Here is a 25301-nt window from a genome sequence, read left to right as displayed (position 1 = left end):
GCGTCATGCACACCGGCGGCATTCACGACGCCCATTTGCTGGTCGGCACCCGTCCGATTGCCACAACGGCGGAAAAGGCACAGGGATAGGGATAGGAGTGCTCCACTTTCTGCAGCCCGGAGCACGTTTCCCAAGGACAACGCCGTGGCTCGCCATATCATGACGCGCGCCTTGCTGCCCTGTGCATTCGGATCGCCGCCGACACTCCCAGCGCATCCTTGAAAACGGTCATCGGCACGGAGTTGACCGAACGTCTCCGGCACCGGCACAAAGCGCGACCGCATCGTGAGGCCTGTGTAGATTAGTTTTCCGAAATTCGAATATTAGAACCGTTAAAGTTTATCGAATTCTTTATTCTCGCCCAGTATTGATTGCTAAAACAGGTAGAACTTTTTGCTTTCCCGGGTGAGCAATGGATCGAACTAAGGAAGAGCAGCGCCTTTTGCAGGCGCTGACAATTGCTCTGGACATGGGCCATATCTGGCCTGCCTTTCAGCCATTGGTCGATCTAAGAACAAAATCAATCTATGGCTTCGAGGTATTGGCGCGATGGTCCGATCCCGAGTTGGGAGATATATCCCCGGCTGTATTCGTCCCGCTTGCGGAAAACTCCGGCCTTATTTCACTGCTGACAGATCTTATTGTGAGAGAGGCAACGCGTCTGGTGGCCTCAACGGCAGGTGACTTCATACTTGCATTCAATATGTCGGCCGCTGAATTTCGGAACCCCGCACTATTGGAATTCCTGAAAAACGGCCTCGCCCCCAGCCAGTTTCCCTTGTCGCGGATTTGTATCGAAGTCACCGAAAGCGTTCTTTTCGATGACGATGAACAAGCAAGAGAGACTTTCTTACAATTGAAGAACGCCGGAATCACAATGGCGCTCGACGACTTCGGAACAGGCTTTTCAAGCCTGTCGCGGCTGCATTCGTTTTCTTTCGATAAACTGAAAATCGACAAAAGCTTCGTGGAATCCATGGAAAGAGATGTCGACAGTCGGAAAATTATTACCTCCGTCATCGGGCTTGGGCAAAGCCTTGGAATGAGGGTTGTTGCCGAAGGGGTGGAAACCACGGTGCAAGCCGACGGTCTACGCGACCTGGGCTGCGATATTGGGCAGGGCTGGATATTTGGAAAGCCCAAGCGCTGGAACGAGGCGCAGGGGATACTGCAAACACTGCCGAGCAGACGTACAAACGTGATCGACGCCTCCCCTTTTCAACGTCTTCATCAATTGGACGCCCTTTACAAAACCGCGCCGGTCGGCCTGTGCTTCCTTGATCTGAGTTTCCGCCACGTCAGTGTAAATGAACACTTTGCCAAGTTCATCGGGCTTGACCCCGAGGAGATTGTGGGAAGGACAATTTCCCAAATATGGCCCGAACCCGACGCCTCCCAGATCGCGGAGCGTCTTTCCCGGGTGCTGGAAGAAAAGACCATGGACACCCTCGAATACGACAGGGGATCGAGAGGGGTGTTCATAATAATAAACCAGAGAGTCGAAGACGGATTTGGAACGCTGCTTGGGATCTCCAGTGCCGCGATCGACATCACGCATCAACGGAGCCTGGAAAAAGCGTTGCAGGAAGCCGAGGAACGCTACTCCGCGCTGACGCGAAAGATGAACTCTCTAAACCCGGGAAGCTCGGAATACTCATTCGACCTGAAAACCATACCTATTGCCGAGGACTTCCCGCAGCCGGCAGCGTAGGTGGCCTGTCATCGAACCTTCATTCACGGCAGCGATTGGAGCCACGGCAGCTTTGGATACGCCAACTGGCGCGGTGGGAAAAGCCGACGGCTACGGGCGGAAATGGTTGTCATCGTCCGCCCATTCGGCCATGACGCTGGTGGCATTGCCGAAACCGAAGAACAGGCTCTCATTATCTTGCATCCTTTGACGACGCGAGGATCGCGTTCGACGTGAACTCTGTCTCATGGTCGGAAGCGACCCTGACGGGCTTGCCTCGCCGCTCAAGGATCGCCGTCAATTCCCGAGCGGCACTGCGCCCGGAGACCGACATGCCAGGGGTCGCTACCGGGAGTTCGCGCATCATCCCATCGACAATATCGAGCACGCAACCGCGACACGCTCCGATCCCCCAGGCACGATGTCCGCAAACGGCGAAACTGAACTTTGCCAGGTTCGTTCGGCTCGATCGGGCGCAAATCATGTTCGGCGCCGACGTACAGAACAAGAAGACGCTCTTGCGCAACGATCAAATGCCGGTCCTTCTTCAAGGCCAGCCAAGAGCAAGACATCCCAACAAAGCGGGTGAAGAAAATCCTTGTCTTCTATTTTCATTGATTTTGTGCGATATATGAACAAATATCACATAACGCACAAATCCATTGACGATCCCGGGCCGAAAGCGCTTATTGACGCCTACGAGAACAGCATATGTTGAGGAGGCTCTATGGCGAAGATCCTGTCGCTTTCGCAGGCGGTAGCGGAGAATGTGCGTGATGGCGATACCGTCGCCATGGAGGGTTTCACCCATCTCATTCCCTATGCCGCCGGTCACGAAGTCATCCGCCAGGGCAGGAAAGACCTCTTTCTGATCCGCATGACGCCGGACATTCTTTACGATCAGCTGATCGGCGTCGGCGCGGCTCGGGGCATGAAATTTTCCTGGGGCGGCAATCCGGGCGTCGGCTCGCTGCATCGTTTCCGCGATGCGGTCGAGAACCAGTGGCCTCGCCCACTTGAGATCGATGAGCATTCGCATGCGGCCATGGCCAATGCCTATGAAGCCGGTGCGGCAAACCTGCCCTTCGCCATGCTGCGCGGCTATATCGGCGCCGACCTGCCCAAGGTCAATCCGAACATCAAGAGCGTGACCTGCCCCTTCACCGGCGAAGTGCTGGCCGCCGTTCCCGCGATCCGGCCCGACGTCGCCATCATCCACGCGTTGCGGGCTGACCGGAAGGGCAACGTACTGCTCGAAGGCATCGTCGGCGTTCAGAAAGAGGCCGTGCTTGCCGCCAGGCGCTCGATCGTGACGGTCGAGGAAATTGTCGACGAGCTGAACCCGCCCTCGCCCAATTCCGTTGTTTTGCCGACCTGGGCCGTGACGGCGGTGTCGCTCGTGCCGGGCGGAGCATTCCCCTCCTATGCACAGGGCTATTATGCCAGATCCAACGCCTTCTACATCGCGTGGGACGAAATCGCCCGCGATCGCGACAGCTTCCTTGCCTGGATCGACGAGCATGTGATGAAGGCCGGCCCGGAAGACTTTGCCAAGCATGCCGGCAAGCAGCCGGTCAAGTCGGCGTAAGGAGGTCAAGATGAGCGATTTTACGCCTACGGAAATGATGACGATTGCGGCCGCCCGCGCACTGACGAATGACGATGTGTGCTTCGTCGGCATCGGCGCGCCGTCAGCAGCCTGCAATGTCGCGCGCCTGACCCATGCGCCGGACATTACCCTGATCTACGAAAGCGGCACCGTTGGCACCAAGCCCGATGTGCTGCCGCTGTCGATCGGCGACGGCGAGCTTTGCGATACCGCGCTTTTCACCGTCGCCGTGCCGGAAATGTTCCGCTACTGGCTGCAGGGCGGCCACATCACGACGGGTTTCCTCGGCGGCGCGCAGATCGACAGGTTCGCCAATCTGAACACCACCGTCGTCGGCCCCTACGACCACCCCAAGGTTCGCTTGCCCGGTGGCGGCGGAGCACCCGAAATCGCCAGCAATTGCGGCCAGATCTTCATCACCATGGCGCTCTCCAAGCGCGGTTTTGTCGAGAAGTTGCCCTTCATCACTTCGATGGGTCATGGCGAGGGCGGCAATCATCGCGAGCGCCTGGGCATGAAGACGAAAGGTCCGACTCGCGTTATTACCGATCTCTGCATTCTCGAGCCTGATCCGGTCACCAAGGAATTGACTGTCGTGTCTATCCATAAGGGTGTAAGTCGCGAGCAGATATCGGAGAATTGCGGCTGGGCGATCAAGTTTGCCGGCGAGGTGATCGAGACCCCAGCACCGACTGAAACCGAACTATCCGTCCTGCGCGATATCAACGCGCGTACCAAGAAAGCCCATGAGGCAGCCTGATGACCGACGCTTTTATCTGTGACTACATCCGCACCCCGATCGGCCGCTTCGGCGGATCGCTCTCCTCCGTTCGCGCAGACGATCTCGGCGCCGTGCCGCTGAAGGCGCTCATCGAGCGCAATGCTTCGGTCGACTGGGAAGCCGTCGACGACGTGATCTATGGCTGCGCCAACCAGGCCGGCGAGGACAATCGCAACGTCGCACGCATGGCGAGCCTGCTTGCCGGCCTGCCGATCGCAGCCGCCGGCACGACGATCAACCGGCTGTGCGGCTCGGGCATGGACGCCATCATCGCAGCGGCTCGCGCCATCCGCGCCGGCGAGGCGGATTTGATGATTGCCGGCGGCGTCGAAAGCATGTCGCGCGCGCCCTTCGTCATTCCGAAGGCCGAAAGCGCCTTTTCGCGCAATGCCGAAATCTATGACACCACCATCGGCTGGCGCTTCATCAATCCGGTCATGAAGAAACAATATGGCGTCGACTCCATGCCGGAGACGGGCGAGAACGTCGCCGAAGATTACAAGGTCACCCGCCAGGATCAGGACGCTTTTGCCGTGCGCTCGCAGGCGAAGGCTGCTGCAGCCCAGGAAAACGGCCGGCTTGCCAAGGAAATCACGCCGGTCACGATCCCGCAGCGCAAGGGCGATCCGGTTGTTGTCGGCAAGGACGAGCATCCGCGCGCAACGACGATAGAGGCGCTCGCCAAGCTCGGCACGCCCTTCAAGAAGGAGGGCGGCACGGTGACGGCCGGCAACGCTTCCGGCGTCAACGACGGTGCCGCCGCCCTCATCATCGCTTCGGAAGCTGCCGCGAAGAAATATGGCCTGACGCCGATCGCCCGCATCCTCGGCGGAGCCGCCGCCGGTGTTGCCCCGCGCATCATGGGCATCGGCCCGGTTCCCGCCTCGCGCAAGCTGATGGCCCGGCTTGGCATGCGCCAGGAACAGTTCGACGTCATCGAACTCAACGAGGCCTTCGCCTCGCAAGGGCTTGCCGTGCTGCGCGAACTCGGCATTGCCGATGACGATGCCCGCGTCAATCGCAATGGCGGCGCGATCGCGCTCGGCCATCCCCTCGGCATGTCCGGCGCCCGCATCACCGGCACCGCGGCCCTGGAACTGAAGGAGACCGGCGGACGCTATTCGCTGTCGACCATGTGCATCGGCGTCGGCCAGGGCATTGCCATCGCTCTCGAGCGGGTCTGATTGTTTCGATCAGCTTTGGTCCGTCGCCGCATCGGCGGCGGGCCATGCCGGCAGGCGGGGCTGGATGCTGGCCTGGCCAAGGCAGCGATTGCCGAGTGACCGTCCGGTCGGCCAGCCCATACTACAACTGGGTGGCGATGGCCGCCTTGTCTATGATCGACCAGACGTTTCGGGCGCGTCCCTCCCAAAACTCATAGAAGACATTTTCGGCGAACTGCACCCTTTTGCCGTTCACCGGCATCCCGAACAACGCCCCCTTCGGCCTGCAGTCAAACTGCAGACGGCTTGCAACATGGGGTGGTTCGCAAATCAGCAGCCGAATGTTGAAATGGAGATCGGGAATGGCGCGGAAGTCGCCTTCGAGCATTTCGCGATATCCCGACAATCCAACATGGCTGCCGTTGTAATGCACGTCGTCATGGATGAATTTGCCGAGATTCGACCAATCCTGCCGGTTCAAGCAAGCAATGTAGCCGCGATAGATCTCGGACAGGTCGACGCTTTCCATTCACATTGCCTTCTGCCTGGGATCGATCGGCCTCAGGCCGATGCCTGCAAACGGCGCCGGCCGGTTTGTCTTATCGCCATCGGATGCTTCAGCGGCGGCGCCGGCCGGCCGATGTGATATCCCTGGACGGCGTCGATACCGAAGGATTTGACGAGATCGAGTTGCTCCTCGTTCTCGACCCCTTCGACAAGGATGCGATGACCTCGATTGCGCACCAGTCCGATGATGTCTTCGAGAAGAACCTTTGCGCCCTCGTTGTCCGCGGCATCGTGCAGGAACGATTTGTCGATCTTGACGGTCTCGAAATCCATCAGGCGAAGCCAGGAAAGGCCGGCAAAGCCTGTGCCGAAATCATCCAGCCAGAATTTGATGCCGAGCTTCTTGAGATCCTGAATGCTGTCGAGCACATCGGGACGTATTTCCATATCGACGCCTTCGGTGATCTCGAATGCGATCCTGTGCCCCGAAACGCCCGTTTCGGCGAGGATGGCGGCCACCTGCGCCGCGAAGCCCGGAGCGCGCAGCTGGATCGGAGAAACATTGATGCTCACCGTATCGACGATATCGCGGAACAGCAGTTCGCAGCACGCACGCCTGATCGCCCAGTAGCCGAGCTCGATAATGGCGCCTGTACGCTCCGCGATCGGGATGAAGACGGCAGGGGAGGAACTCGATCCATCGAGCATTTGCAGACGCATCAAGGCCTCGTAGGCACCGATCTCGCCGGTCTCGAGATACAGGATCGGCTGGTATACCAGCGAGACGAGATTTTGCTGAATGGCGATCTTCAGGATCGCCGCAATGTTTTCGCTCGCATCGCCGCCGGGCAGCTCGTTCGGATCAAACAGCCTCGCACAGTTGCGACCGCTGGCCTTGGCGGAATACAGGGCGCGGTCCGCTTCATTGATGACGTTTTCCAGTTTCGTGCCGGCGACGTCTCTCGTCACGGTCGCCCCCACGCTCACGGTGACGTGCCGGAAGCCATCGAGCCGCTGCGCATGGATGATATCTAGGTCCTCGATCCCGTGGCAGATGGCCTCTGCCAGAGCCAGGGCATCCGCTCCACGCTCCAGATCGAGAATGACGATAAACTCTTCGCCGCCATATCGGCCGACGGTCGCGCCCAAGGGCGCGACGATATCGGACAAGGCATTGGCGACCGTCACAAGGCAATGGTCGCCCTCCTGATGCCCATAATAGTCATTGTACTTCTTGAAGAAATCGACATCGACCAGCAGGACCGCAAACGCCACGCCGTCCTCACGCCAGCGCTCCCAGAACTGCTTCAGCCTTATATCAGCCGCTCGGCGATTTTCCATGCCCGTCAGGGAGTCGGTAATGGACAGACGCAGAAGCGCCTCCCCGCGCTCGGTTGCTTGGCGCTGCTGCAGTTCGGCTTCCCTGGCATTGAGGAAGACGTTGAAACGTTCCTTGTTCAGCTTCCAGTTCACATAGGAGGTGAAGACGAAGCAGCAGAGATAGAAGGTGGTAAAGGCAAGACAATAGGCAGGGCTGTAGTGAAACTCGGTCAGCGAGAGCAGGAACGATGCGAAGATCAGCCCGGACGAGGCGATGGCCAGACCGAACTCGAGGCTGAAGAAAAGGTTAACGCCCATCATGAAGATCGCACCGAAGGCGGCATAATAGGAGAAAGCTTCGGCATTGGCGGTCTGCAGCGCCGGCACCAGCCACACCACATAGCCCAGGACCACCGCGGCGGCACATGTCGCCTCGAGCTCGCCTGCACGACGCCCGCGCGAGAACTGGATCTCCAGGATAAGAAGCGAGGCACCGCCGATGAGAAAACGCGCAGGAATGGTTACATTCGACACATCCGGAATGAAGATCAGGTCGGTTATCAGGAAGAGAACGTAGACGGGGACGGCAAGCCACAGACCGCTGCGAGCCAGGGCACGGCGCGCCTCGTTGCCGTAGTCTTTGTAGAGCGTGCGAAGTTCGGCGGAACGACTCGCCCGGCGGACTTCTCCCCGGCCAAGATTATCTACCCCCGACAATCGACGCATGCTCACCATCACCCGAGTTAGCCGAGACTTCATGTCACCGCGTTACCTTTGCGCCGCTCGACTGAACAAATCATCGCCTCACGAAGCGGCTGATTTGGTCCGTTTGATAGCGATAGCGTTGCCGTAGCGACATTAACAAAACCATAGCGCCCAATTTTTATATGAGATATGGTTTGCATAGTGTTCACGGAATCATTTAAAATTGAAACAATTTCAAACTGCACTCGACGGCTATAGCCTTGTTACCGCGCAGTCCATTTCGGAACATGCGAGATCATCCGGTAACATTCTCACCACCGATCAGATCAAAGAGGGCGAAGCAGAGCTCGCCCTCATTCTCTCCCTGACGCAGCAGGGCTTCGAAGCGAACGCGGCAGTTCCAGGCATCATGAAGGCTTTGACGGAGCGGCTGCAGGCATTGATGAACAAATCGACCCCGCTCGTCTGGACGCATCTGGCTTCCATCGCGCAGGCCCATCCCGTTTCATCATACCTGCTGCAGGATCCCCTGACGCGATGGTCCTTCGAAAAGCCTCGCGGCTATAGCGGCGATGCCTATCTACTTGATTTCATCTACGAACATCCGGCAGTCGCGGCGCAGGTGAAAGCCGCTTCGCCCCTCGGCTCGGAAATTTACAATTTCACCAGAAGCGCCCCGTCCGCCGTCGCGGTGCGCGAGAGGCGCGATCTTCTTGCCGCGCATGTCGATGCCGTCGCCGGTGAAAACGACAATGCGGAAATTCTGGCGATTGCGGCGGGGCACCTTCGCGAAGCGGAGCGTTCCCAGGCCCTGCAAAGCGGCAAGCTCAAGCGCTGGGTGGCGCTCGATCAGGATCCCATCAGCGTCGGCACCGTGAGCTCGGCCTTCCACGGGAGCTGCGTCGAAGCGGTTAACGGTTCGGTTCGCACCATATTGGGGCGGGCGCAGAAGCTCGGCACATTCGACTTCATCTATGCAGCCGGCCTTTACGACTATCTCGCCGAAAGTGTCGCTGTGCGGTTGACCGAACGTTGCCTGCAGATGCTGAAGCCAGGCGGCAAGTTCCTGCTCGCGAATTTCGCCAAGGACATCGGCGTCGAAGGTTACATGGAAACCTTCATGAACTGGCCGCTGATCTGGCGAACGGACGAAGATGTCCAGTCGATCATCGACAAGGTCCGACACCATCTCGCCGACATCTCCGTTACGCGCGGTGAAAACGGCGGCGTCATATATGCAGTCCTGACCGTATAGTTTACGGGAGCGGCACAGCTGGCCAGGCCGCGCTGCGGCTTGGCCGGAAAAGCGCAATAGAGCAAATGGCAGGCAATAGCCTAGATCGACTGCTGTGATGGCGGCACGGATCGGGGTGTACTGTGTGCCGATCTGTTTGCACACCATGTCATCCAATGCCTTGACGGCGCATGATGGTGCGCAATCGCGCCATAAGTCTCTTAATGGCGAATGACTTGAGAGGATAACAGGCGCCGCCGGTATCAACACCGTCTATGCGGCCATCGAACTTCCCGCGCGCAATCGACATGCAGTTGGCATACCCGCCTCAACGACATTCTACCCCAAAGCGATCGACAGCCCCTTGCCGTCCGGAACCCGGCGATCCAGAGGGATGGCATGATAGGGGAAGCCGCCGCTCGCCGCTCCTCGACGGTAGCCAATCCCGGGCGACGATCGTATTGCATAGATGGGTTGCGACAGCCTTGGAGACGCCTGCTCAACAGCAAGGAAATTGAAACCCGCGGCTGATGCCTATGCAGGATGCCAAGGGTACGGCAGGAGAGAGCGCGTGGCCGCCTCCCCTGCCTGATACCTCCCAGGGCAACCCATCGATAGGCTGCAACGCACAAGAACGACAGCTCCGTTGCGTGAGCAGCTTCTTCTTTTGTCACCCTTCCCAAGCACATGCCGACATCGGTCGACAACGGCATGCAGCCCGGTTCGCACCTGTGCCGCGCCCACCTCAGTTGAAGCTGCGCAGATGCGGCGGCAGGTAGCCGGGATACCCCAGGGCGTTTTCCCGCTCGGGAAGACCGATGTCGCGAAGCTGGTAGTTCGATAGCTCGGCCACCTGCTTGCGCGTCTGACGTTGCCTCCAGACAACGAGCAGCAAGGCGCGCGCCGTCCTCCAGGCACCGAATTTCTGGTACAGTTCATCGACCGTCGCCGTCAAACTGTCGGCAACTAAAAATTGTGAATGCGTCATTGTATTTTCCTGGCGCAGTCACGCAGCCAGGTCCTCTCGAAGCTTGACCGGCTTCAGGAGCTGACGCATGGAACATGCGCCGATTCATTCCATCAGCAAGTCATGATGTGTTGGTGAGAAAACGCCTAAGTGGCGGAATTTAAAGCTTTTCGAGCTCTAAACGATCGCTCGTCGCGCCACTGGAGTGGCACATGCAAAACCAGAGCCGAGCATTCCGCTAGAGGCGTACGTAAACATTCGAATATGATACATTTCACGCCTCCTCTGTTTGATTGCGGATAGGCGTATAATATGCAAGATTTGTCCTGCGGCAAGCCTGCAATTTCGAATTGCAAATCTCCGCCGCATTGTGTTGCCTTGTAGCAACAGTCCATATGCTGCCGCACACAGGTTCAAACTGCTTTTCCAGGCGATCGAAACCGCGTTAGAACGAGTTGACGATGCCGCCGCCCGTACGCATCTGCTGAACCATGATATGGGCATGATAATGCATGGCACACTTGATCGCGTAGATCTGCAGAACGACGGGCGAGCGGCGATGTCGCAGGAGATTGAATAGCCGCCGGCGATAGACGGCGCGCAAGTCCGCCTCCTTCACCCGGCGCATCAGCCGGACGAAAATGCCGACGGCCTCGAACGCCCATGTCGCATTGAGCGCAAGCAGACGCAACGGATGCCGGCGCAGATGCCGCAAACGGGCACTTTCCGGCTCGATATGCGCGTCGATGTAAAGCGCATCCAGCCGGTCGAAATAAGCGGCCGGTTGATGCAGGTCGCTAAGAACCGAGAGGTATCCGTCCCGCAGAGTCTCCCGCGAGAGATTGAGCGGAATGACATTGGTGCCGTAAGCGGGCGGATCGTCGTGATCGAGCCTCCCCTCCTTGGCAAGACGAGTGTAGAGCGGTGTCTTCGGAATGGCTGCCAGCATGCCGATCATGGCGTTGACGATACGCGCATCCTTGATGAAGATGCGCTGCGCATCGAAGATGGTCGCATCGTCGCTGTCGAAACCCAGGATCATGCCGCACCAGACTTCCATGCCGGTCTGCTGGATCGTATGGATCTTTTCCAGCATCGTTCCGCCCTTGCGCAGGTTCTGCAGCTTCTTGGTTTCGCGCAACGCCTCCTCGTTCGGCGTCTCGATGCCGATGAAGACGACGCGGATATTGGCGTCGACCATCAGCTGCATCAACTCCGCATCGTCGGCCAGGTCGATCGACGCCTCCGTCAGAAACGTCATCGGATAATGATGCCGTTCCTGCCAGGCGACGACATCGCGCAAGACCTCCTTGATCGCCTTCTTGTTGCCGATCAGGTTGTCGTCGACGATGAAGGCCGTGTCCGTTCCGGTCGCCAGCAAGGCTTCCATCTCGGCGACGATCTGGGCGCTGGTCTTGATGCGCGGCTTGCGGCCGAAGACCACGATGATGTCGCAGAAATCGCAGGTGAAGGGACAGCCGCGCGAGAACTGAACGCTACCGACCGCATATTCATCCATTTTCAGGAGATCGAAGCGCGGCACCGGCACCGTGCTCATATCCGTCCTGTCGGACTGCTCGTAGCGCCGGGCATGGCAGCCCTGCTGCCATTCCTCCAGAAATTTCGGCCAGGTTTCTTCCGCCTCGCCGATAAAGGCGACGTCGGCAAGGTTGCCGAAATAATCCTCCTTGACCGTAACCCAAGGTCCGCCGACGACGGTAAAGCAATCGCGTCGCTTGAGTTCGGTCAGGATCTCCGTCATCCGGAACCGCTGGACGATCATGCCCGTCAGCGCAACGATATCGGCCGTCTCGCAGAGGCCGTAGTCTATCGGCTCGACATTCTCGTCCACCAGCGTGACGGTGTGTTCCGAGGGTGTCAGCGCAGCCAGCAAAGGCAGGCAGGCTACCGGTAGATTGGCCTTGACATCGAATAGCGGCAGAGCGTGCTCCATGCCCCAGTAGGAGGTTTCGAAGCGCGGATTGATGATGACGATATGAGCCATTGAATATGCCGCTCCATGATTTGGAAGATCTGGTTCGGTATTGCGTTGAGCCTGTATGTCATTTGCGGTTGCCTGCATTCGCCCATAGGCGATAAGGCGGGTTTTTCCAGCATCGCGGCGGCTGTCTTAGCAGCTCTATATGAGCCGAGGATTAAATTCCGGACGACGGGATGCCGGTGACATCCTCGACACGTCATCTCTGCGGGTCGGCATTTGAGGTGAAGCTCCCGTATGTGCGGCGTGGCCCGAATATTTGACGGGAGCATTGCGCCACGACGTTTTCGCCGCCAGGATCAAAAGCCCAGTTGCAATGCCAATCGAAACTTTTTGGGCGACGATGTCGAAATCCCTCCGATGCGATCGTCTTTATTACGGACCTGATGCGAAAGGCAAATGGCCGATCTTTCGCGTCTTGGGCGGAACCGGATGAAGGGAGTTGCGAAATGAATTCGTCCTATCGTTGGGTGATCGTCGGGGCCGGAGCCCTGATGACCTGCGTTGCGCTCGGAGCGATGTTTTCCCTGGCGATCTTTCAGGTGCCGATGGCTGCCGACACCGGCTGGTCCCATACCGGCATCGCCACCGCCATGACGTTGAATTTCCTGACGATGGGCTTGGGTGCCTTCGCCTGGGGCGCTGCAAGCGATCGTTTTGGCGTTCGCAGCGTCGTGCTGATCGGCGCGGCGCTGCTTGGGCTTGCGCTGGTCCTGGCCAGCCGGGCAGGCTCCCTTCTGCAATTCCAGCTGACCTATGGCATCCTTGTCGGCCTTGCCGCCAGCGCCTTCTTCGCGCCTATGATCGCGGCGACGACCGCCTGGTTCGACAAAGGCCGAAGCCTCGCGGTATCACTCGTCTCGGCCGGCATGGGCGTTGCGCCGATGACCGTCTCGCCTTTCGCGCGCTATCTGATTTCCGCCTATGACTGGCGTTTCGCCATGCTGGCAATCGGCATCCTGGCGTGGGCGCTCCTGATCCCGGCGGCGATGCTTGTGCGCCGAGCGCCCGTTCTTGCCGAAGCCTCCAGCCCGGATGCGCAAAGGGAAGAACAAAGCCTGCCGCTTGGCCGCATCTTCCGCTCGCCGCAGTTCCTTGTTCTCGGCGCGACCTTCTTTGCCTGCTGCGCCGCTCATTCCGGCCCGATCTTCCACATGGTCAGCTATGCCACCATCTGCGGCGTCGGGCCGATGGCCGCCGTCAGCATCTATAGCGTCGAAGGGCTCGCGGGGCTCGGCGGGCGGCTTCTTTATGGAACGCTCGCCGACAGGCTGGGCGTGAAGCCGGTGCTGGTCGCCGGACTGCTGGTACAGGCGCTCGCGCTTGCCAGCTATCTGCTGGTCAGCGAACTTGGCGAATTCTACGCGCTGGCGGTCGTCTTCGGCAGTGCCTATGGCGGCGTCATGCCGCTTTATGCGGTTCTGGCGCGCGAGTATTTCGGACCACGCGTCATCGGCACCGTGTTCGGCGCAGCCTCGATGCTCTCAAGCATCGGCATGGCAGCCGGACCACTGATCGGCGGCTGGATATTCGATACCTTCGCCAACTACTCCTGGCTCTTCATCGGCTCGTCCATGGTCGGACTGGGCGCCGCCGCCATCTCACTTGCCTTTCCGCCGATGCGGCGGCTGCGGCTGCAGGCTGCAGACTGCATGACCTAGGCAAAAAGGTCGGGATTCGCATGCCGAGCTTTCCTGGCTGCGTCATATTTCGGCGAGCCTGACATCGCTCCTCCCGACGAGAAGCCGCGGCGGGAGTGGCGAGCGGCGATATATTCATATTTCTTGATACTTACACACAGTTTTCCATAAGCGACACCGGTTGCAGGCATTGCAATTTTCAATTTTTGGCCAACACTCGCAAGTGCATCAGGTGCGTGATCTCCTGGGGGAGGGAATCAGGGGAGCACCCACTGGCGCGACTTTCCGCGCCCATCGGCAGGAAAGTCCTGCGTAATGTCATCATGGGGGACATGACACGGGTCTTTTGACCATGTCCCTGGTGCAATTGGGAGGATTGATTCATGGCAACCGCGTCCGTTGCCGCGACGAGAAGTCGTGGCATGACCAGGGAGGAGAAGAAAGTCATCTTCGCCTCCTCCCTCGGAACTGTGTTCGAATGGTACGATTTCTATCTCTACGGATCCCTGGCCGCCTTTATCGGCACGGCCTTTTTTAGCGACTATCCGGAAGCAACCCGCAACATCTTCGCCTTGCTGGCCTTTGCCGCAGGCTTCCTCGTCCGGCCTTTCGGCGCACTGGTCTTCGGCCGGATCGGCGATCTCGTGGGACGCAAATATACCTTTCTCGTCACCATCCTGATCATGGGCCTCTCGACCTTCCTGGTCGGCGTTCTCCCTGGTTCGGCAAGCTGGGGCATCGTTGCCCCGGTCATTCTGATCATCCTTCGCCTGCTGCAGGGCCTGGCGCTTGGCGGCGAATATGGTGGTGCGGCCACCTATGTCGCCGAGCACGCCCCCGACGACAGGCGCGGCTACTACACGTCCTGGATCCAGACGACGGCGACGCTCGGCCTGTTTCTGTCGCTGATCGTCATCCTGGTCGTGCAAAACGCGGTCGGCAAGGATGCCTTTGCCGCCTGGGGCTGGCGCATTCCGTTCGTCTTGTCCTGCCTTCTGCTGGCCATCTCCGTCTGGATTCGGCTTTCGCTCAGCGAATCGCCGGCTTTCAAGAAGATGAAGGAAGAGGGCAAGGGCTCCAAGGCACCGCTGTCTGAAGCCTTCGGCCAGTGGAAGAACGCGAAGATCGCCCTCATCGCGCTGCTCGGCCTCACGGCCGGCCAGGCGGTCGTCTGGTATGCCGGCCAGTTCTATTCGCTGTTCTTCCTGCAGAACGTGCTCAAGGTCGATGGCCAGTCGGTCAATATCATGATTGCGATCGCACTTTTGATCGGCAGCGGCTTCTTCGTGTTCTTCGGCTGGCTTTCCGACAAGATCGGCCGCAAGCCGATCATCATGGCGGGGCTTGCACTGGCGATCCTGACCTACTTCCCGCTCTTCAATGCGCTGACGCGGGCTGCCAATCCGGCGCTTGCTCAGGCGGAACAGACCATCCGCGCCACCGTCACGGCGGCTCCCGGCGATTGCACATTCCAGTTCAATCCGGTGGGAACCGCCAAATTCAACAACTCGTGCGATATCGCGACGTCGTTCCTGTCGAAGTCGTCCGTTCCCTACACGGTTGCCGAGGGACCGGCGGACCAGCCGGCGACCGTCAAGGTCGGCGATGCAACCGTGACCTCTTATGACGCCACTGCGGCCGGCGCCGGTGCGGCGGCCAAGGGCACGGCATTTACACATGACATGAATCTCGCCCTGCAAAAGGCCGGCTTCCCGCTGGCGCGCGACCCGATCAAGGTGCCGGACGCGAAGCTCGACGCCTTCCTTGCTGCCAATCCCGAACTTGGGCTCGATGTGGCAGCGATACGGGCAGGCGAAAAGACAGTGACGCCCGTCGCCGACCTCGTGAAGGCGAAGCTCCTGACGGCGGACCAGGCCGGCGGGGCGACCGACATGCCTGTCTACACCATCGCCAATGGCGGTGCCTTCAAGATGGTTGCCGATCCCGCGGCAATCAATTGGCCGCTGACCATCCTCATCCTGACGATCCTCGTGATCTACGTGACGATGGTCTACGGCCCGATTGCCGCCATTCTGGTGGAGATGTTCCCGACCCGCATCCGCTACACCGGCATGTCGCTGCCCTATCATATCGGCAACGGCTGGTTCGGCGGCCTGCTGCCGGCAACGGTCTTTGCCATGAGCGCGGCCAAGGGCGATATCTATTATGGCCTCTGGTATCCCATCGCGATTGCCGCGATGACCCTCGTCATCGGCCTTATCTTCGTCCGGGAAACCAAGGGCGTCGATCTCGACGCCATCGAATAGTCCCACGGGAGCCCGGCGTGTTTTCGCGCCGGGCTTTTTTGCGTCTGTCTTGTAGCCCCCTATGGCGGTTCAGCCGCTCAGGTCCTGTTTGAGCGCCTGCAGCAACCGCAAGGAAAGGGGGAGCCCCGCGCCGGCCTCGAATATCGGAAGATCGCTCAGTGAGGCGGCGCCAAATGGAAATTTATTCTATAGAATAAATCAACAAAGTAAGCTCGATCCTTGAGATAAAGCAGCAGTGGCTTACGAGTGTCGCAGACGATCGATCATCGAACTGCACCCATGGCCTTGCTGGATATTCAAAATCTCTCCCTTGCTTTTGGCTCGACACAGGCCCTGGCAGGTGCGTCCCTGACCATCGATCGCGGCGAGATCGTCGCGCTGATGGGTGCCAACGGCGCTGGCAAGTCGACGCTCGTGAAGATTGTGTCCGGCATTCATCGTGCCGATTCAGGCAAGATCTTGTGGAACGGCAGCGATTATCGCGCCGATCATCCGGCGGCAGCCAGCGCGCAGGGCATCGTCACCGTGCATCAGTCCACCGATGTCGTCGGCGTAGCCGGCCTTTCCGTCGCGGACGCTCTCCTGCTCAATCATTTCGTCGATGGCCGCCAGCCTTTCTTCCTGTCGAAACGCTCGGTGCGGCGGCAGGCGGCTGCCATTCTCTCGGAAGCCGGCTTCAACCTGCCGCTCGACCGGGACTTTGGCGAGCTTGGCACTGCCGACCGGCAGATGGTTGCCATTGCCCGTGCTCTATCCAACAAGGCGCAGCTGCTGATCCTGGATGAGCCGACCGCAAGCCTTTCCGCACGCGAGACCGGGCGTCTTTACGACATCGTCCGCCAGCTGAAGAGCCGCGGCCTCGGCGTGCTCTATATCTCACATCGCACGGCGGATCTCGATGCACTTGCCGATCGGGTCGTCATCCTGCGCGGAGGCCGCAATGTCGGCGCCTTCTCTCGCCCCATCGACTTCAACGCGGCCATCGAAACCATGATCGGACGATCGATGACGGCCGCGCGCCCGCATCGTCGCGACCAGTTCGACCAAACGGTGCTGGAGCTTCAAGGCGTACGGCTGCTCGAAGACAGCCCGCCGATCGATCTCAAGCTGCGGGCGGGCGAGGTCGTCGCGATTACCGGCGTTCTCGGGGCTGGCAAGAGCCGGCTTCTGTCCGCTCTTTTCGGCATCGAGCGCTTTGCCGGCGGGAACGTGCTTCTGGCTGGCGCTGATTTTCGGCCCGCTTCGCCTGCGGATGCGATTGCGCATGGTGTCGTCATGGCCGCTGCCGACCGGCATCGCTCCTCGCTGATGCCGTCGGATTGGCCGGGAGAAAGCATCGCGGCCACCATCAGCCTGCCGCATCTGAAGCAATGGTATCCGTCCGGCTTCCTGTTTTCGGGACGCGAGAGCCGTGAGGGCGACAGGGCAATCCGGCGCCTCGGCATAAAGGCGCGCGGTCCGGATGCGTCCGTGTGGTCGCTTTCGGGCGGCAACCAGCAAAAGGTCGTCCTGGCACGCTGGGAGGCGGAGCCCAGCCGCCTGCTGCTGCTCGACGAGCCTTTCCAGGGCGTGGATGTCGGAGCGCGGCAGGACATTATCACAGCCATCCGCGCTCATAGCGACCGCGCCACCTTAATTGCGACATCCGATCCCGAGGAGGCGCTCGAAGTCGCCGACCGGGTACTGGTGATGGAACACCACGCCTTGAGGGATGTCGGTCAGACGAGCGCCGGCGACCGGCAGAACGAGGAATACGCTTGATGAGTGAAGGCACCGCTGAAGTCCCGGGACAGGGCAAGGCAGCAGAGAGCACGATATCGCCGTGGGAAATCGTGCGTCGGGGGGCGGTGTTCTTCCTTCTCCTTGCCCTCGTCGTCATCTTCAGTTTCGCACAGCCGGCCTTCATCAACGTCAACAATCTGATGAGCATCCTGCAGGCTGTATCCGTCGTCGCCATCATCGGCGCGGGCGTGACCGTGACGCTTGCCATCGGCGGCTTCGATCTCTCCGTCGGCGCGGTGGCCGCGTCCAGCGTTATGGCCGCGAGCTACGCTATGATCGTGTGGAATCTCAACGCCTATCTGACGGTTCCGCTGGTGCTCGCCTTCGGCGCAATCGTCGGGCTCGCCAATGCGCTGCTGATCGTCCGGCTCAAGGTGCCGGATCTGCTGGCCACTCTCGCCACCATGTTCCTGCTGACCGGTCTGCAGCTGATCCCGACGGCCGGGCGTTCGATCTCGGTGGGACTGATCCTCCCGGACGGAACGACGACGACCGGCAAGGTCGACCCGGCCTTCCTGACGATCGGCCGCTCAAGCCTGTTCGGCACGGTCCCCTTCCCGGTCATCCTCATGCTCGTCGTGGCCCTGGTACTCTATGTCCTTACCGAACGGACGCGTCTTGGCCGCCTTCTCTATGCGACCGGCGGCAATGAAGCCGCAACGCGGCTGGCCGGCGCCAATATCGCCCGCCTGAAGACCTTTGCCTATGTGCTTTCCGGCGTTCTCGCCTCGCTCGGCGGCATCATCGTTGCCGCCCGGGTCGGCCGCGGCGACGTCTCGTCCGGCGCCTCGCTGCTGATGGACTCCGTCGCCGCCTCTCTGATCGGCTACGCCGTGCTCGGATTGCGCCGTCCCAACGTTCTCGGCACGACGATCGGCGCAGTCTTCGTCGGCGTTCTTCTGAACGGGCTGACGATGCTCAACGCCCCCTACTACACGCAGGACTTTATCAAGGGCGCCGTTCTCGTCGGCGCGCTTGCCCTTACCTATGGGATCAGCCGCGGCAAGGCGTGACCCCAGTCCCTTCCAACCTAACGCCCAATGGATTTTCAATGATCAAATTGTTTACGACCATCGCTTCGGCTGTTGTCGCCGGCTCGCTTTTCGTGACCGCGGCATCGGCTGCCGGTCTTGCCGGAGCACCTGCCCCCTTCGACAAAAGGACCGTCAATATCGCCGTCGTCAGCTTTCTCGGCAGCGGCGACTGGCTGCAGGCTTTCGAGGCCGGCGTCAAGCGGCAGGCCGACTCGCTCGGCGTGAACCTCACCGTCTCGCAGGCTCGCAACGACAACGACACGCAGCGCAATCTCGTCGAGCAGGCAATCAATCTCGGCGTTGACGGCATCATCATCAACAATGGCAGACCCGAAGTGCTGAAGGATGTCGCGCAGAAGGCACTCGACAAGGGCATCAAGGTCGTCGCCTATGACGTGAACCTCGACAATCCGCAAATCCCGCAGGTCGAGCAGAGCGACAAGGACATGGCCAGGCTCGTTCTCGAACAGGCCGTCAAGGACAAGGGCGACGGCTTCACGGGCGGCGCTGTCTATGTCGCCGGTTTCGCGCCTCTCGACCGCCGCTATGCGGTGTGGAAGGACGTCGTCGCCAAGCACAATCTGAAGGAAAAAGCCGTCTGGGGCGTGGTCAACGACACAGTTCCCGCCTCCGTCGCCGACCAGACCAAGGCGGTCCTGCGGGCCAACCCTGATATTTCGGTGATCTTCACGCCATGGGACGAATTCGCAAAGGGTGCCAAGCTCGCCATCGACGAGCTCGGACTTTCCGGCCAGGTCAAGATCTACGGCGTCGACACCTCGACCGCCGACATCCAGCTGATGACCGAGCCTGACAGCGCCTGGGTTGCGACCGCCGCCACGAATGCCGCCGTTGTCGGCGAAGTTTCGGTCCGCGCCGTCTCGCTCGCCATTGCAGGTCAATTCCCGGGCCGTTCCGTTCTCCTGCAGCCGACGCTCATCACGCGCGACGATCTCGTCAACAACAAGATCGGCACGATCGAAGAGCTGCAGCAGAAATTCCCCGCCTTCCTGAAAAGCGATGCCGCAACGGCCGCCTGGATTCCGGCTGCCAAAAACTGAGCCGCATCTGCCGCTTTTCACAGGTGCCGCCCGCAAGGGCGGCCCTTTCGTTCCCCTTACGCATTGAGAAGATCCATGGCATCGATCGACCTGCCCAAACCCGATTTTGCCCGCAACATGACGCTGATCGGCCATAGCGATATTGGCGGCCGCGGCGACGGACTGCAGCTGATGGTCCATCGTGGCCATGCCTATGTCGCCCATCCTTGGTCACAAGGCTTCTCGATCGTGGACGTGCGCGACCCGAAGAATCCAGCGACTGTCAATTATGTGCCGGCGCCGGCGAACAGCTGGAACATCCATCTGCAGACGCATGACGACCTGCTGCTGGTCATCAACGCGCTCGATCTTTTCGCCGATGTCGAGACCTTCACCGACGAGAAGGCCTACTACACGCAGTCGGTTGGCGAGACCGTCGCCTCGAAAAAGCGGGAACGGGCCTGGACCGCCGGCATGAGCGTGTTCGATATCTCCGTTCCGGACAGGCCGCGCAAGATCGGCCAGCTGGACGTCGAGGGCGTCGGCTTTCACCGGCTCTGGTATGTCGGCGGCCGCTATGCCTATGCGTCTGCGCTGCTCGACGGTTTCACCGACTATATCTTCGTCACTATCGACATGGCGGATCCGACCCGGCCTGAGCTCGTCGGTCAATGGTGGCTTCCCGGCATGAACCGGGCGGCGGGAGAAACGCCGGACTGGGGCGACGGCAAGCGTTATGCCCTGCACCACGCGCTGGTCCACGGCGACACCGCCTATGCCTGCTGGCGTGATGGCGGACTGACGCTTCTCGACATCAAGGACCATTCGGCGCCGAAGCTCATCAGGCACCATAACTGGTGCCCGCCCTATGGCGGCGGCACGCATTCGCCATTACCGCTTCCCGGCCGCGACCTGCTCGTCGTGGCGGATGAAGCCGTGCTTGACAACGAGGAAGACGGCCGGAAGCACACCTGGATCTTCGACATTCGCGTGCCCGAAAACCCGATCAGCATCTCCACCTTTCCGATCCCCGCAGAAATCGACTATGCGAAGAAGGGAGGCCATTTCGGTCCGCACAATCTGCACGAAAACCGGCCCGGCTCGTTCGTGTCCGAAACCCTGATCTTCGCGACATGGCAGAATGCCGGCATCCGCGCCTTCGATATTTCCGACCCCTACCACCCGGTCGAGACCGGGGCGCTGGTACCGGCGGCACCGACGACGATGACGGACCGCCGTCCCGGCCGGCCGAAAGTCATCCAGTCCGCCGACGTCTTCGTCGATGCCAATGGCTTGATCTATGCGACGGACTACAATGCCGGCCTTGAGATCATCGAATATGGCGGCTGAGGGATTAGGGTTCCTCAACCTGCCATCCGCCGCAAGGTGATCTGCCCGTGGTTGCGGGCAGATTTTTGAAACCTGTCAAACCACCTCGTCGTGAGAAGGCTTTTCCCAGAGGTTAATGCCGCCTTCGACGGCATAGCGATCGATCTCGGCGAGTTCTTCCGCGCTGAACGTCAGATCGTTCAGGGCTGCCACGTTTTCCTCCACCTGACGCGCCGAGCTTGCGCCGATCAGCGCCGAGGTGACGCGCGGGTCCCTGAGAACCCAGGCGATGGCAAGCTGGGCAAGCGACTGGCCGCGACGCTTGGCGATCTCGTTCAGCGCACGGGCCCGCTCGATGTTTTCATCCTTCAAATGCTCGGGGCGCAGAAAATCGCCGCCGGGCCGATTGACGCGGGCATCCTGCGGGACGCCGTTGAGATATTTGTTGGTGAGCAAGCCCTGGGCGAGCGGCGTGAAGGCGATGATACCGGCGCCGACGTCGTCCGACGCCGCCAGCAGATCCTTCTCGACCCAACGGTTGAAGAGGTTGTAGGCCGGCTGGTTGATCAGCAGCGGCACCTGCCGCTCCTTCAGAAACGCGGCGATCTCGCGGGTCTTGTTGCCGGAATAGGAGGATACGCCGACATAGAGCGCCTTGCCCTGCCGGACCGCCTGGGCAAGCGCGTCCGCCGTTTCTTCGAGCGGCGTCTCGGCATCGAAGCGATGCGAATAAAAGATATCGACATAATCGAGGCCAAGGCGGCCAAGGCTCTGGTCAAGGCTGGACAGGAGCGCCTTCTTCGACCCGCCGCCGCGACCATAGGGGCCCGGCCACATATCCCAGCCCGCCTTGGTCGAGATGATCAGCTCGTCGCGATAGGCGGCCAGATCCTGTTTCAGGATATGACCGAAATTGATCTCGGCGCTTCCCGCAGGCGGGCCATAATTGTTTGCAAGATCGAAATGGGTGATACCAAGATCGAACGCCTTGAAAAGGATCGACCTTTGCGTGTCGAGGGGCGTTGTATCGCCGAAGTTGTGCCAAAGGCCGAAGGAAATGGCCGGTAGTTTGAGGCCGCTTCGACCAACGCGGCGGAAATGGGCCGAGTCATAGCGTTCCGGATCGGGGCGGTAGGTCATGAATTGTCTTTCTGTCGATCAAAATGTTTCAGCCTGCGTGACGTCTGCGCCTTGCGCGCGGATCATCAGATCCTGTCGTCGTTGCGATCTCGCAACGTGCCGAGAATGGCAGAGCCCAGCCCGATAAGAAGATATTCCATATTCTTTATTGATTAAGCGGAGAAAGTTTTTTCCAGATCGGCGCGCCGCAGGCTCCATGCCATCGCAAGGCAGTCTGGAGAACCTATTGATCCCGACGCTCCACCCATATTCTGGCGCTGCCGAGCGTTGCCTTTCAGGCAATCGATAGTACGCATAATTGTTCTTTATTAGAACGCTGAATTCCCCCATCATCCCGGCATTGGTGGATAACGAGACAAAAAGTCCGATCGCCCAATTAACAGGGGAACTATCAGAATGTCTCAATTCATGATGAATCGCCGTCGTTTCCTGTCCAACGCTGCCTTGGTCGGAGGTCTTGCCGCAACCCAGACTTTTGTCGGCATCCGCGCCGGCAAGGCGGCCGATGTCGCCGAGGTCCGCATGCAGCTCGGCTGGGTTGCCTCCAACGGCCTGATCGGTGAGGTCGCGGCCCAGAAGAAGGGCTTCTTCACCGAACAGGGCATCAATTTGACCATCGTGCCAGGCGGCCCGAATGTCGATGGCGTCGCCGGCGTTGCGGCCGGCCAGTCCGCCATAGGGCAGATTTCCTCAAGCCCGTCCGTCATGCTCGCCCGCTCGGCCGGCATGCCGGTCAAGGCGTTTCTCGCCGGCTATCGCAAGCATCCCTTCACCTATTTTTCGCTGAAGAAGGCGCCGATCCGCGAGCCGAAGGACATGATCGGCAAGACGATCGCGACCCAGCCGACCGCCTTCATCCTGCTGCGCGCGCTGCTCGCCCAGAATGGCATTCCGGAAGACCAGGTGAAGATGGTCAATATGGGTTCCGACATGAACCAGCTGATCACCGGGCAGGCCGACGCCGTGACCGGCTGGGTGACGAACACCAATGCGCTGAAGGTGCTGGGCGACGAGCGTGTCGACATGATGCTCTGGGATGCCGGCCTGCAGCTCTACGCCAACGTCTACTACACGACCGACGAACAGCTCGACAAGCATTCCGACGTGCTGGTGCGCTTCACCACGGCCGCCGCCAAGGGCTGGGGCTATGTCCGCGACCATCCGGAAGAAGCGGTCGACATGCTGGTGGATGCCTATCCTAACCTCGACAAGGCGAGCGAGCTCGAAGCCGTCCACCCGGTCATCGACTTCTCCTTCGGCGACAGCACCAAGCAGACCGGCTGGGGCGCGATGAACAAGGACAATTGGGCGGCCCAGATCAAGGCCTACGCCGATCTCAAGCAGTTTACCGGTGCCACGCCCACGGTCGATGATGTCGCCACCATGGCGATCCTCGACGCCACCACCGACATCCGCAAGCAGATCGGGTGAACGTCATGATGAGCGCCGCCACCATCCAGCAGCCGCAGCCGCGACCGGTCGCCGAAACGGCGAGGCTCGCCGTTTCCATTCGCGATCTCGACATCCGCTTCGGCGACAAGGGCAACGAGTTCACAGCCCTGTCCAATGTGTCCGTCGACATTGCGGAAGGCTCGTTCGTCACCATGCTTGGGCCGTCCGGCTGCGGCAAGTCGACCTTGCTGCGCTGTATTGCCGATCTCGTGCATATCAGCGACGGCTCGGTCTCGGTTTTCGGCCGGCCACCCCGCCAGGCGCGCGAGGGCCGCGACTTTGCCTTCGTCTTCCAGGAAGCGACACTGCTGCCGTGGCGCAGCGTCATCGACAATGTCCGCCTGCCGCTGGAAGTGGGCAGGCATGACAAGAGTGCCTATGCCGATCCGATGGAACTGCTGGCCCTCGTCGGCCTGAAAGGGCGCGAAAACGCGCTGCCGCACGAATTGTCGGGCGGCATGCGCCAGCGCGTCGCCATCGCCCGCGCCCTGGTGACCAAGCCGCGTATCCTGCTGATGGACGAACCCTTCGGCGCGCTCGACGAGATCACCCGCGATAAGCTCAACGAGGAGCTGCTGCGCATCTGGCGCGAAACGGGCACGACCATCGTCTTCGTCACGCATTCCATTCCCGAAGCGGTCTTCCTCGGCCAGCATGTGCTGATGCTGCAGGCCCATCCGGGCCGGGTGAAGGAATTCATGAAGGTCGACCTTCCCTATCCGCGCGCGCTTGCCATGCGCGACACCGTCGACTTCATCAAGGTTACCGCGCACCTGCGCGCGCTGCTGGAGGAATGCATATGAGCAACGCCGTGCACTCCGACATCGGCCGCATCGCCAAGGCGCCGCGCAAGGTCGCCATCCTTGACGCGACCGTCGGCGTTCTTTCCTCGCATATGCCGGCGATCCTTGCCGCGCTCGCCTGCGTCGTGCTCTGGCAGGCAGTCATCTGGATCTTCAAGATCCCGACCTTCATGGCGCCAAGCCCGCTCGACGTCCTCTATGCCTTCCGCGACAACGCCGCGACGCTGACGCGCAACCTGCTGCCGACGGTACTGGAAGCCGTGCTCGGTTTCATTTTCGGCAACCTCGTCGCGATCCTGCTGGCAATCTGGTTCGTCCACAGCGCCACGGCGGAAAAGGCCTTCTACCCCATCGCCGTCTTCGTCAAGGCGATCCCGATCATCGCGCTTGCGCCGATCCTCGTCCTGATCTTCGGCAACGGCGTCGCTCCGAAGATCATCATTGCCGGGCTCATCTGCTTCTTCCCGACGCTGGTCAACATGGTCCAGGGGCTTCGCTCCGCAAGCCCGGCCATGCTCGATCTCATGCGGGTGCTTTCGGCCAGCAACTCCGAAATCCTCTGGAAGGTCCGTCTCCCAAGCTCGCTGCCATTCCTCTTTGCCGCCTTGAAGATTGCGGCCACAAGCAGCGTCATGGGTGCGATCGTCGCAGAATGGATCGGCTCGAGCTTCGGGCTCGGCGCGCTCATCATCGAAGCGACCTATAATTTCCGCTCGCCGCTTCTCTATGCGACGGTCGTCATTGCCGCGCTGCTCGCCGTGATCCTCTTTTTCATCGTCTCGGTCGCCGAGGCGCGGATGATCCGCTGGAAACCGGCCGGCCAGCACTGAGCGCCACAA

19 protein-coding genes and 1 pseudogene are annotated in these 25301 nt (G+C 60.4%); 14 read left to right on the top strand and 6 right to left on the bottom strand.

Features of this window, described 5'->3' with window-relative positions; translation table 11 throughout:
* Positions 1-412: 412 nt before the first annotated feature.
* The gene (locus GR212_RS30440; RefSeq protein WP_163992594.1) at positions 413-1711 is read left to right on the top strand and encodes a sensor domain-containing phosphodiesterase; all 1299 of its coding nucleotides are present in this window, start codon (positions 413-415) and stop codon (positions 1709-1711) included.
* 93 nt (positions 1712-1804) lie between these two features.
* Here the strand turns inward: GR212_RS30440 and GR212_RS37830 are convergent.
* Positions 1805-2078, bottom strand: a pseudogene (locus GR212_RS37830) (hypothetical protein); the annotation flags it as partial.
* A gap of 339 nt (positions 2079-2417) precedes the next feature.
* On the opposite strand from GR212_RS37830, the gene GR212_RS30435 reads away from it, so the two are divergent.
* Genes GR212_RS30435 through pcaF form a run of 3 tightly spaced genes read left to right on the top strand, consistent with a single transcriptional unit; the run spans position 2418 to position 5264 of the window.
* Entirely contained in the window at positions 2418-3278 is an 861-nt protein-coding gene (locus tag GR212_RS30435; RefSeq protein ID WP_163992592.1) for a CoA transferase subunit A, read from the top strand.
* Between the two features lie 10 nt (positions 3279-3288).
* On the top strand, positions 3289-4059 hold the full coding sequence (locus tag GR212_RS30430) for a CoA-transferase subunit beta (protein ID WP_163992590.1): 771 nt from the start codon (positions 3289-3291) through the stop codon (positions 4057-4059).
* Positions 4059-5264 carry a 3-oxoadipyl-CoA thiolase gene (pcaF, locus tag GR212_RS30425; RefSeq protein ID WP_163992588.1) on the top strand — a complete coding sequence of 402 codons (1206 nt, stop codon included), beginning with the start codon at positions 4059-4061 and terminating at the stop codon, positions 5262-5264. Before GR212_RS30430 ends, pcaF begins: the two co-directional genes overlap by 1 nt.
* A gap of 121 nt (positions 5265-5385) precedes the next feature.
* Here pcaF and GR212_RS30420 read toward each other — a convergent pair whose 3' ends face one another.
* Both GR212_RS30420 and GR212_RS30415 read right to left on the bottom strand, forming a co-directional pair.
* Positions 5386-5772 carry an ester cyclase gene (locus GR212_RS30420; protein ID WP_163992586.1) on the bottom strand — a complete coding sequence of 129 codons (387 nt, stop codon included), beginning with the start codon at positions 5770-5772 and terminating at the stop codon, positions 5386-5388.
* Positions 5773-5804: 32 nt separating this feature from the next.
* Positions 5805-7796: a putative bifunctional diguanylate cyclase/phosphodiesterase gene (locus tag GR212_RS30415; RefSeq protein ID WP_246726082.1), complete on the bottom strand. Its 1992-nt coding sequence runs from the start codon at positions 7794-7796 to the stop codon at positions 5805-5807.
* 202 nt (positions 7797-7998) lie between these two features.
* Between GR212_RS30415 and GR212_RS30410 the strand changes: the two genes are divergently transcribed.
* Positions 7999-9030 (top strand): class I SAM-dependent methyltransferase, encoded by a 1032-nt coding sequence (locus GR212_RS30410; protein ID WP_163992582.1) that lies wholly within the window; start codon positions 7999-8001, stop codon positions 9028-9030.
* Positions 9031-9754: 724 nt separating this feature from the next.
* Here GR212_RS30410 and GR212_RS30405 read toward each other — a convergent pair.
* Positions 9755-9997 (bottom strand): DUF1127 domain-containing protein, encoded by a 243-nt coding sequence (locus tag GR212_RS30405; protein ID WP_163992580.1) that lies wholly within the window; start codon positions 9995-9997, stop codon positions 9755-9757.
* A gap of 424 nt (positions 9998-10421) precedes the next feature.
* Positions 10422-11981, bottom strand: coding sequence for a DUF4070 domain-containing protein (locus GR212_RS30400; RefSeq protein ID WP_163992578.1), 1560 nt, complete (start codon positions 11979-11981; stop codon positions 10422-10424).
* Positions 11982-12424: 443 nt separating this feature from the next.
* On the opposite strand from GR212_RS30400, the gene GR212_RS30395 reads away from it, so the two are divergent.
* From GR212_RS30395 to GR212_RS30370, 6 genes are all read left to right on the top strand, one after another.
* Positions 12425-13636: an MFS transporter gene (locus tag GR212_RS30395; RefSeq protein WP_163992576.1), complete on the top strand. Its 1212-nt coding sequence runs from the start codon at positions 12425-12427 to the stop codon at positions 13634-13636.
* Between the two features lie 362 nt (positions 13637-13998).
* Positions 13999-15882: an MFS transporter gene (locus tag GR212_RS30390; RefSeq protein WP_163992574.1), complete on the top strand. Its 1884-nt coding sequence runs from the start codon at positions 13999-14001 to the stop codon at positions 15880-15882.
* Positions 15883-16161: 279 nt separating this feature from the next.
* Positions 16162-17643 carry a sugar ABC transporter ATP-binding protein gene (locus GR212_RS30385; RefSeq protein WP_163992573.1) on the top strand — a complete coding sequence of 494 codons (1482 nt, stop codon included), beginning with the start codon at positions 16162-16164 and terminating at the stop codon, positions 17641-17643.
* Positions 17643-18677, top strand: coding sequence for an ABC transporter permease (locus GR212_RS30380; RefSeq protein ID WP_163992571.1), 1035 nt, complete (start codon positions 17643-17645; stop codon positions 18675-18677). The genes GR212_RS30385 and GR212_RS30380 overlap by 1 nt, the downstream gene beginning before the upstream one ends.
* 38 nt (positions 18678-18715) lie before the next feature.
* Positions 18716-19759 carry a substrate-binding domain-containing protein gene (locus tag GR212_RS30375; protein ID WP_163992569.1) on the top strand — a complete coding sequence of 348 codons (1044 nt, stop codon included), beginning with the start codon at positions 18716-18718 and terminating at the stop codon, positions 19757-19759.
* 75 nt (positions 19760-19834) lie between these two features.
* Positions 19835-21088: an LVIVD repeat-containing protein gene (locus GR212_RS30370; RefSeq protein WP_163992567.1), complete on the top strand. Its 1254-nt coding sequence runs from the start codon at positions 19835-19837 to the stop codon at positions 21086-21088.
* Positions 21089-21163: 75 nt separating this feature from the next.
* Here GR212_RS30370 and mgrA read toward each other — a convergent pair whose 3' ends face one another.
* Complete coding sequence (gene mgrA, locus GR212_RS30365; RefSeq protein WP_163992565.1) at positions 21164-22207, bottom strand: L-glyceraldehyde 3-phosphate reductase; 1044 nt, start codon at positions 22205-22207, stop codon at positions 21164-21166.
* Positions 22208-22603: 396 nt separating this feature from the next.
* Here mgrA and GR212_RS30360 point away from each other — a divergent pair, with 396 nt between their 5' ends.
* Genes GR212_RS30360 through GR212_RS30350 form a run of 3 tightly spaced genes read left to right on the top strand, consistent with a single transcriptional unit; the run spans position 22604 to position 25292 of the window.
* Positions 22604-23638 (top strand): ABC transporter substrate-binding protein, encoded by a 1035-nt coding sequence (locus tag GR212_RS30360; protein WP_163992563.1) that lies wholly within the window; start codon positions 22604-22606, stop codon positions 23636-23638.
* Between the two features lie 5 nt (positions 23639-23643).
* The gene (locus GR212_RS30355) at positions 23644-24462 is read left to right on the top strand and encodes an ABC transporter ATP-binding protein (protein ID WP_163992561.1); all 819 of its coding nucleotides are present in this window, start codon (positions 23644-23646) and stop codon (positions 24460-24462) included.
* Positions 24459-25292, top strand: a complete 834-nt coding sequence (locus GR212_RS30350; protein WP_163992558.1) for an ABC transporter permease — start codon at positions 24459-24461, stop codon at positions 25290-25292. Before GR212_RS30355 ends, GR212_RS30350 begins: the two co-directional genes overlap by 4 nt.
* Positions 25293-25301: the final 9 nt, after the last annotated feature.

The sequence above is a fragment of the Martinezella lusitana genome (assembly GCF_010668395.1).
Lineage (GTDB): Bacteria > Pseudomonadota > Alphaproteobacteria > Rhizobiales > Rhizobiaceae > Rhizobium > Rhizobium lusitanum_A.
This window is presented reverse-complemented; position numbering and strand designations above follow the sequence as displayed.

Bases quoted from the DNA above. Each gene is read 5' to 3' on its own strand.
- GR212_RS30440 (WP_163992594.1), top strand. From the start codon at position 413: ATGGATCGAACTAAGGAAGAGCAGCGCCTTTTGCAGGCGCTGACAATT.
- GR212_RS30435 (WP_163992592.1), top strand. From the start codon at position 2,418: ATGGCGAAGATCCTGTCGCTTTCGCAGGCGGTAGCGGAGAATGTGCGT.
- GR212_RS30430 (WP_163992590.1), top strand. From the start codon at position 3,289: ATGAGCGATTTTACGCCTACGGAAATGATGACGATTGCGGCCGCCCGC.
- pcaF (WP_163992588.1), top strand. From the start codon at position 4,059: ATGACCGACGCTTTTATCTGTGACTACATCCGCACCCCGATCGGCCGC.
- GR212_RS30420 (WP_163992586.1), bottom strand. From the start codon at position 5,772: ATGGAAAGCGTCGACCTGTCCGAGATCTATCGCGGCTACATTGCTTGC.
- GR212_RS30415 (WP_246726082.1), bottom strand. From the start codon at position 7,796: ATGCGTCGATTGTCGGGGGTAGATAATCTTGGCCGGGGAGAAGTCCGC.
- GR212_RS30405 (WP_163992580.1), bottom strand. From the start codon at position 9,997: ATGACGCATTCACAATTTTTAGTTGCCGACAGTTTGACGGCGACGGTC.
- GR212_RS30400 (WP_163992578.1), bottom strand. From the start codon at position 11,981: ATGGCTCATATCGTCATCATCAATCCGCGCTTCGAAACCTCCTACTGG.
- GR212_RS30395 (WP_163992576.1), top strand. From the start codon at position 12,425: ATGAATTCGTCCTATCGTTGGGTGATCGTCGGGGCCGGAGCCCTGATG.
- GR212_RS30390 (WP_163992574.1), top strand. From the start codon at position 13,999: ATGGCAACCGCGTCCGTTGCCGCGACGAGAAGTCGTGGCATGACCAGG.
- GR212_RS30385 (WP_163992573.1), top strand. From the start codon at position 16,162: ATGGCCTTGCTGGATATTCAAAATCTCTCCCTTGCTTTTGGCTCGACA.
- GR212_RS30380 (WP_163992571.1), top strand. From the start codon at position 17,643: ATGAGTGAAGGCACCGCTGAAGTCCCGGGACAGGGCAAGGCAGCAGAG.
- GR212_RS30375 (WP_163992569.1), top strand. From the start codon at position 18,716: ATGATCAAATTGTTTACGACCATCGCTTCGGCTGTTGTCGCCGGCTCG.
- GR212_RS30370 (WP_163992567.1), top strand. From the start codon at position 19,835: ATGGCATCGATCGACCTGCCCAAACCCGATTTTGCCCGCAACATGACG.
- mgrA (WP_163992565.1), bottom strand. From the start codon at position 22,207: ATGACCTACCGCCCCGATCCGGAACGCTATGACTCGGCCCATTTCCGC.
- GR212_RS30360 (WP_163992563.1), top strand. From the start codon at position 22,604: ATGTCTCAATTCATGATGAATCGCCGTCGTTTCCTGTCCAACGCTGCC.
- GR212_RS30355 (WP_163992561.1), top strand. From the start codon at position 23,644: ATGATGAGCGCCGCCACCATCCAGCAGCCGCAGCCGCGACCGGTCGCC.
- GR212_RS30350 (WP_163992558.1), top strand. From the start codon at position 24,459: ATGAGCAACGCCGTGCACTCCGACATCGGCCGCATCGCCAAGGCGCCG.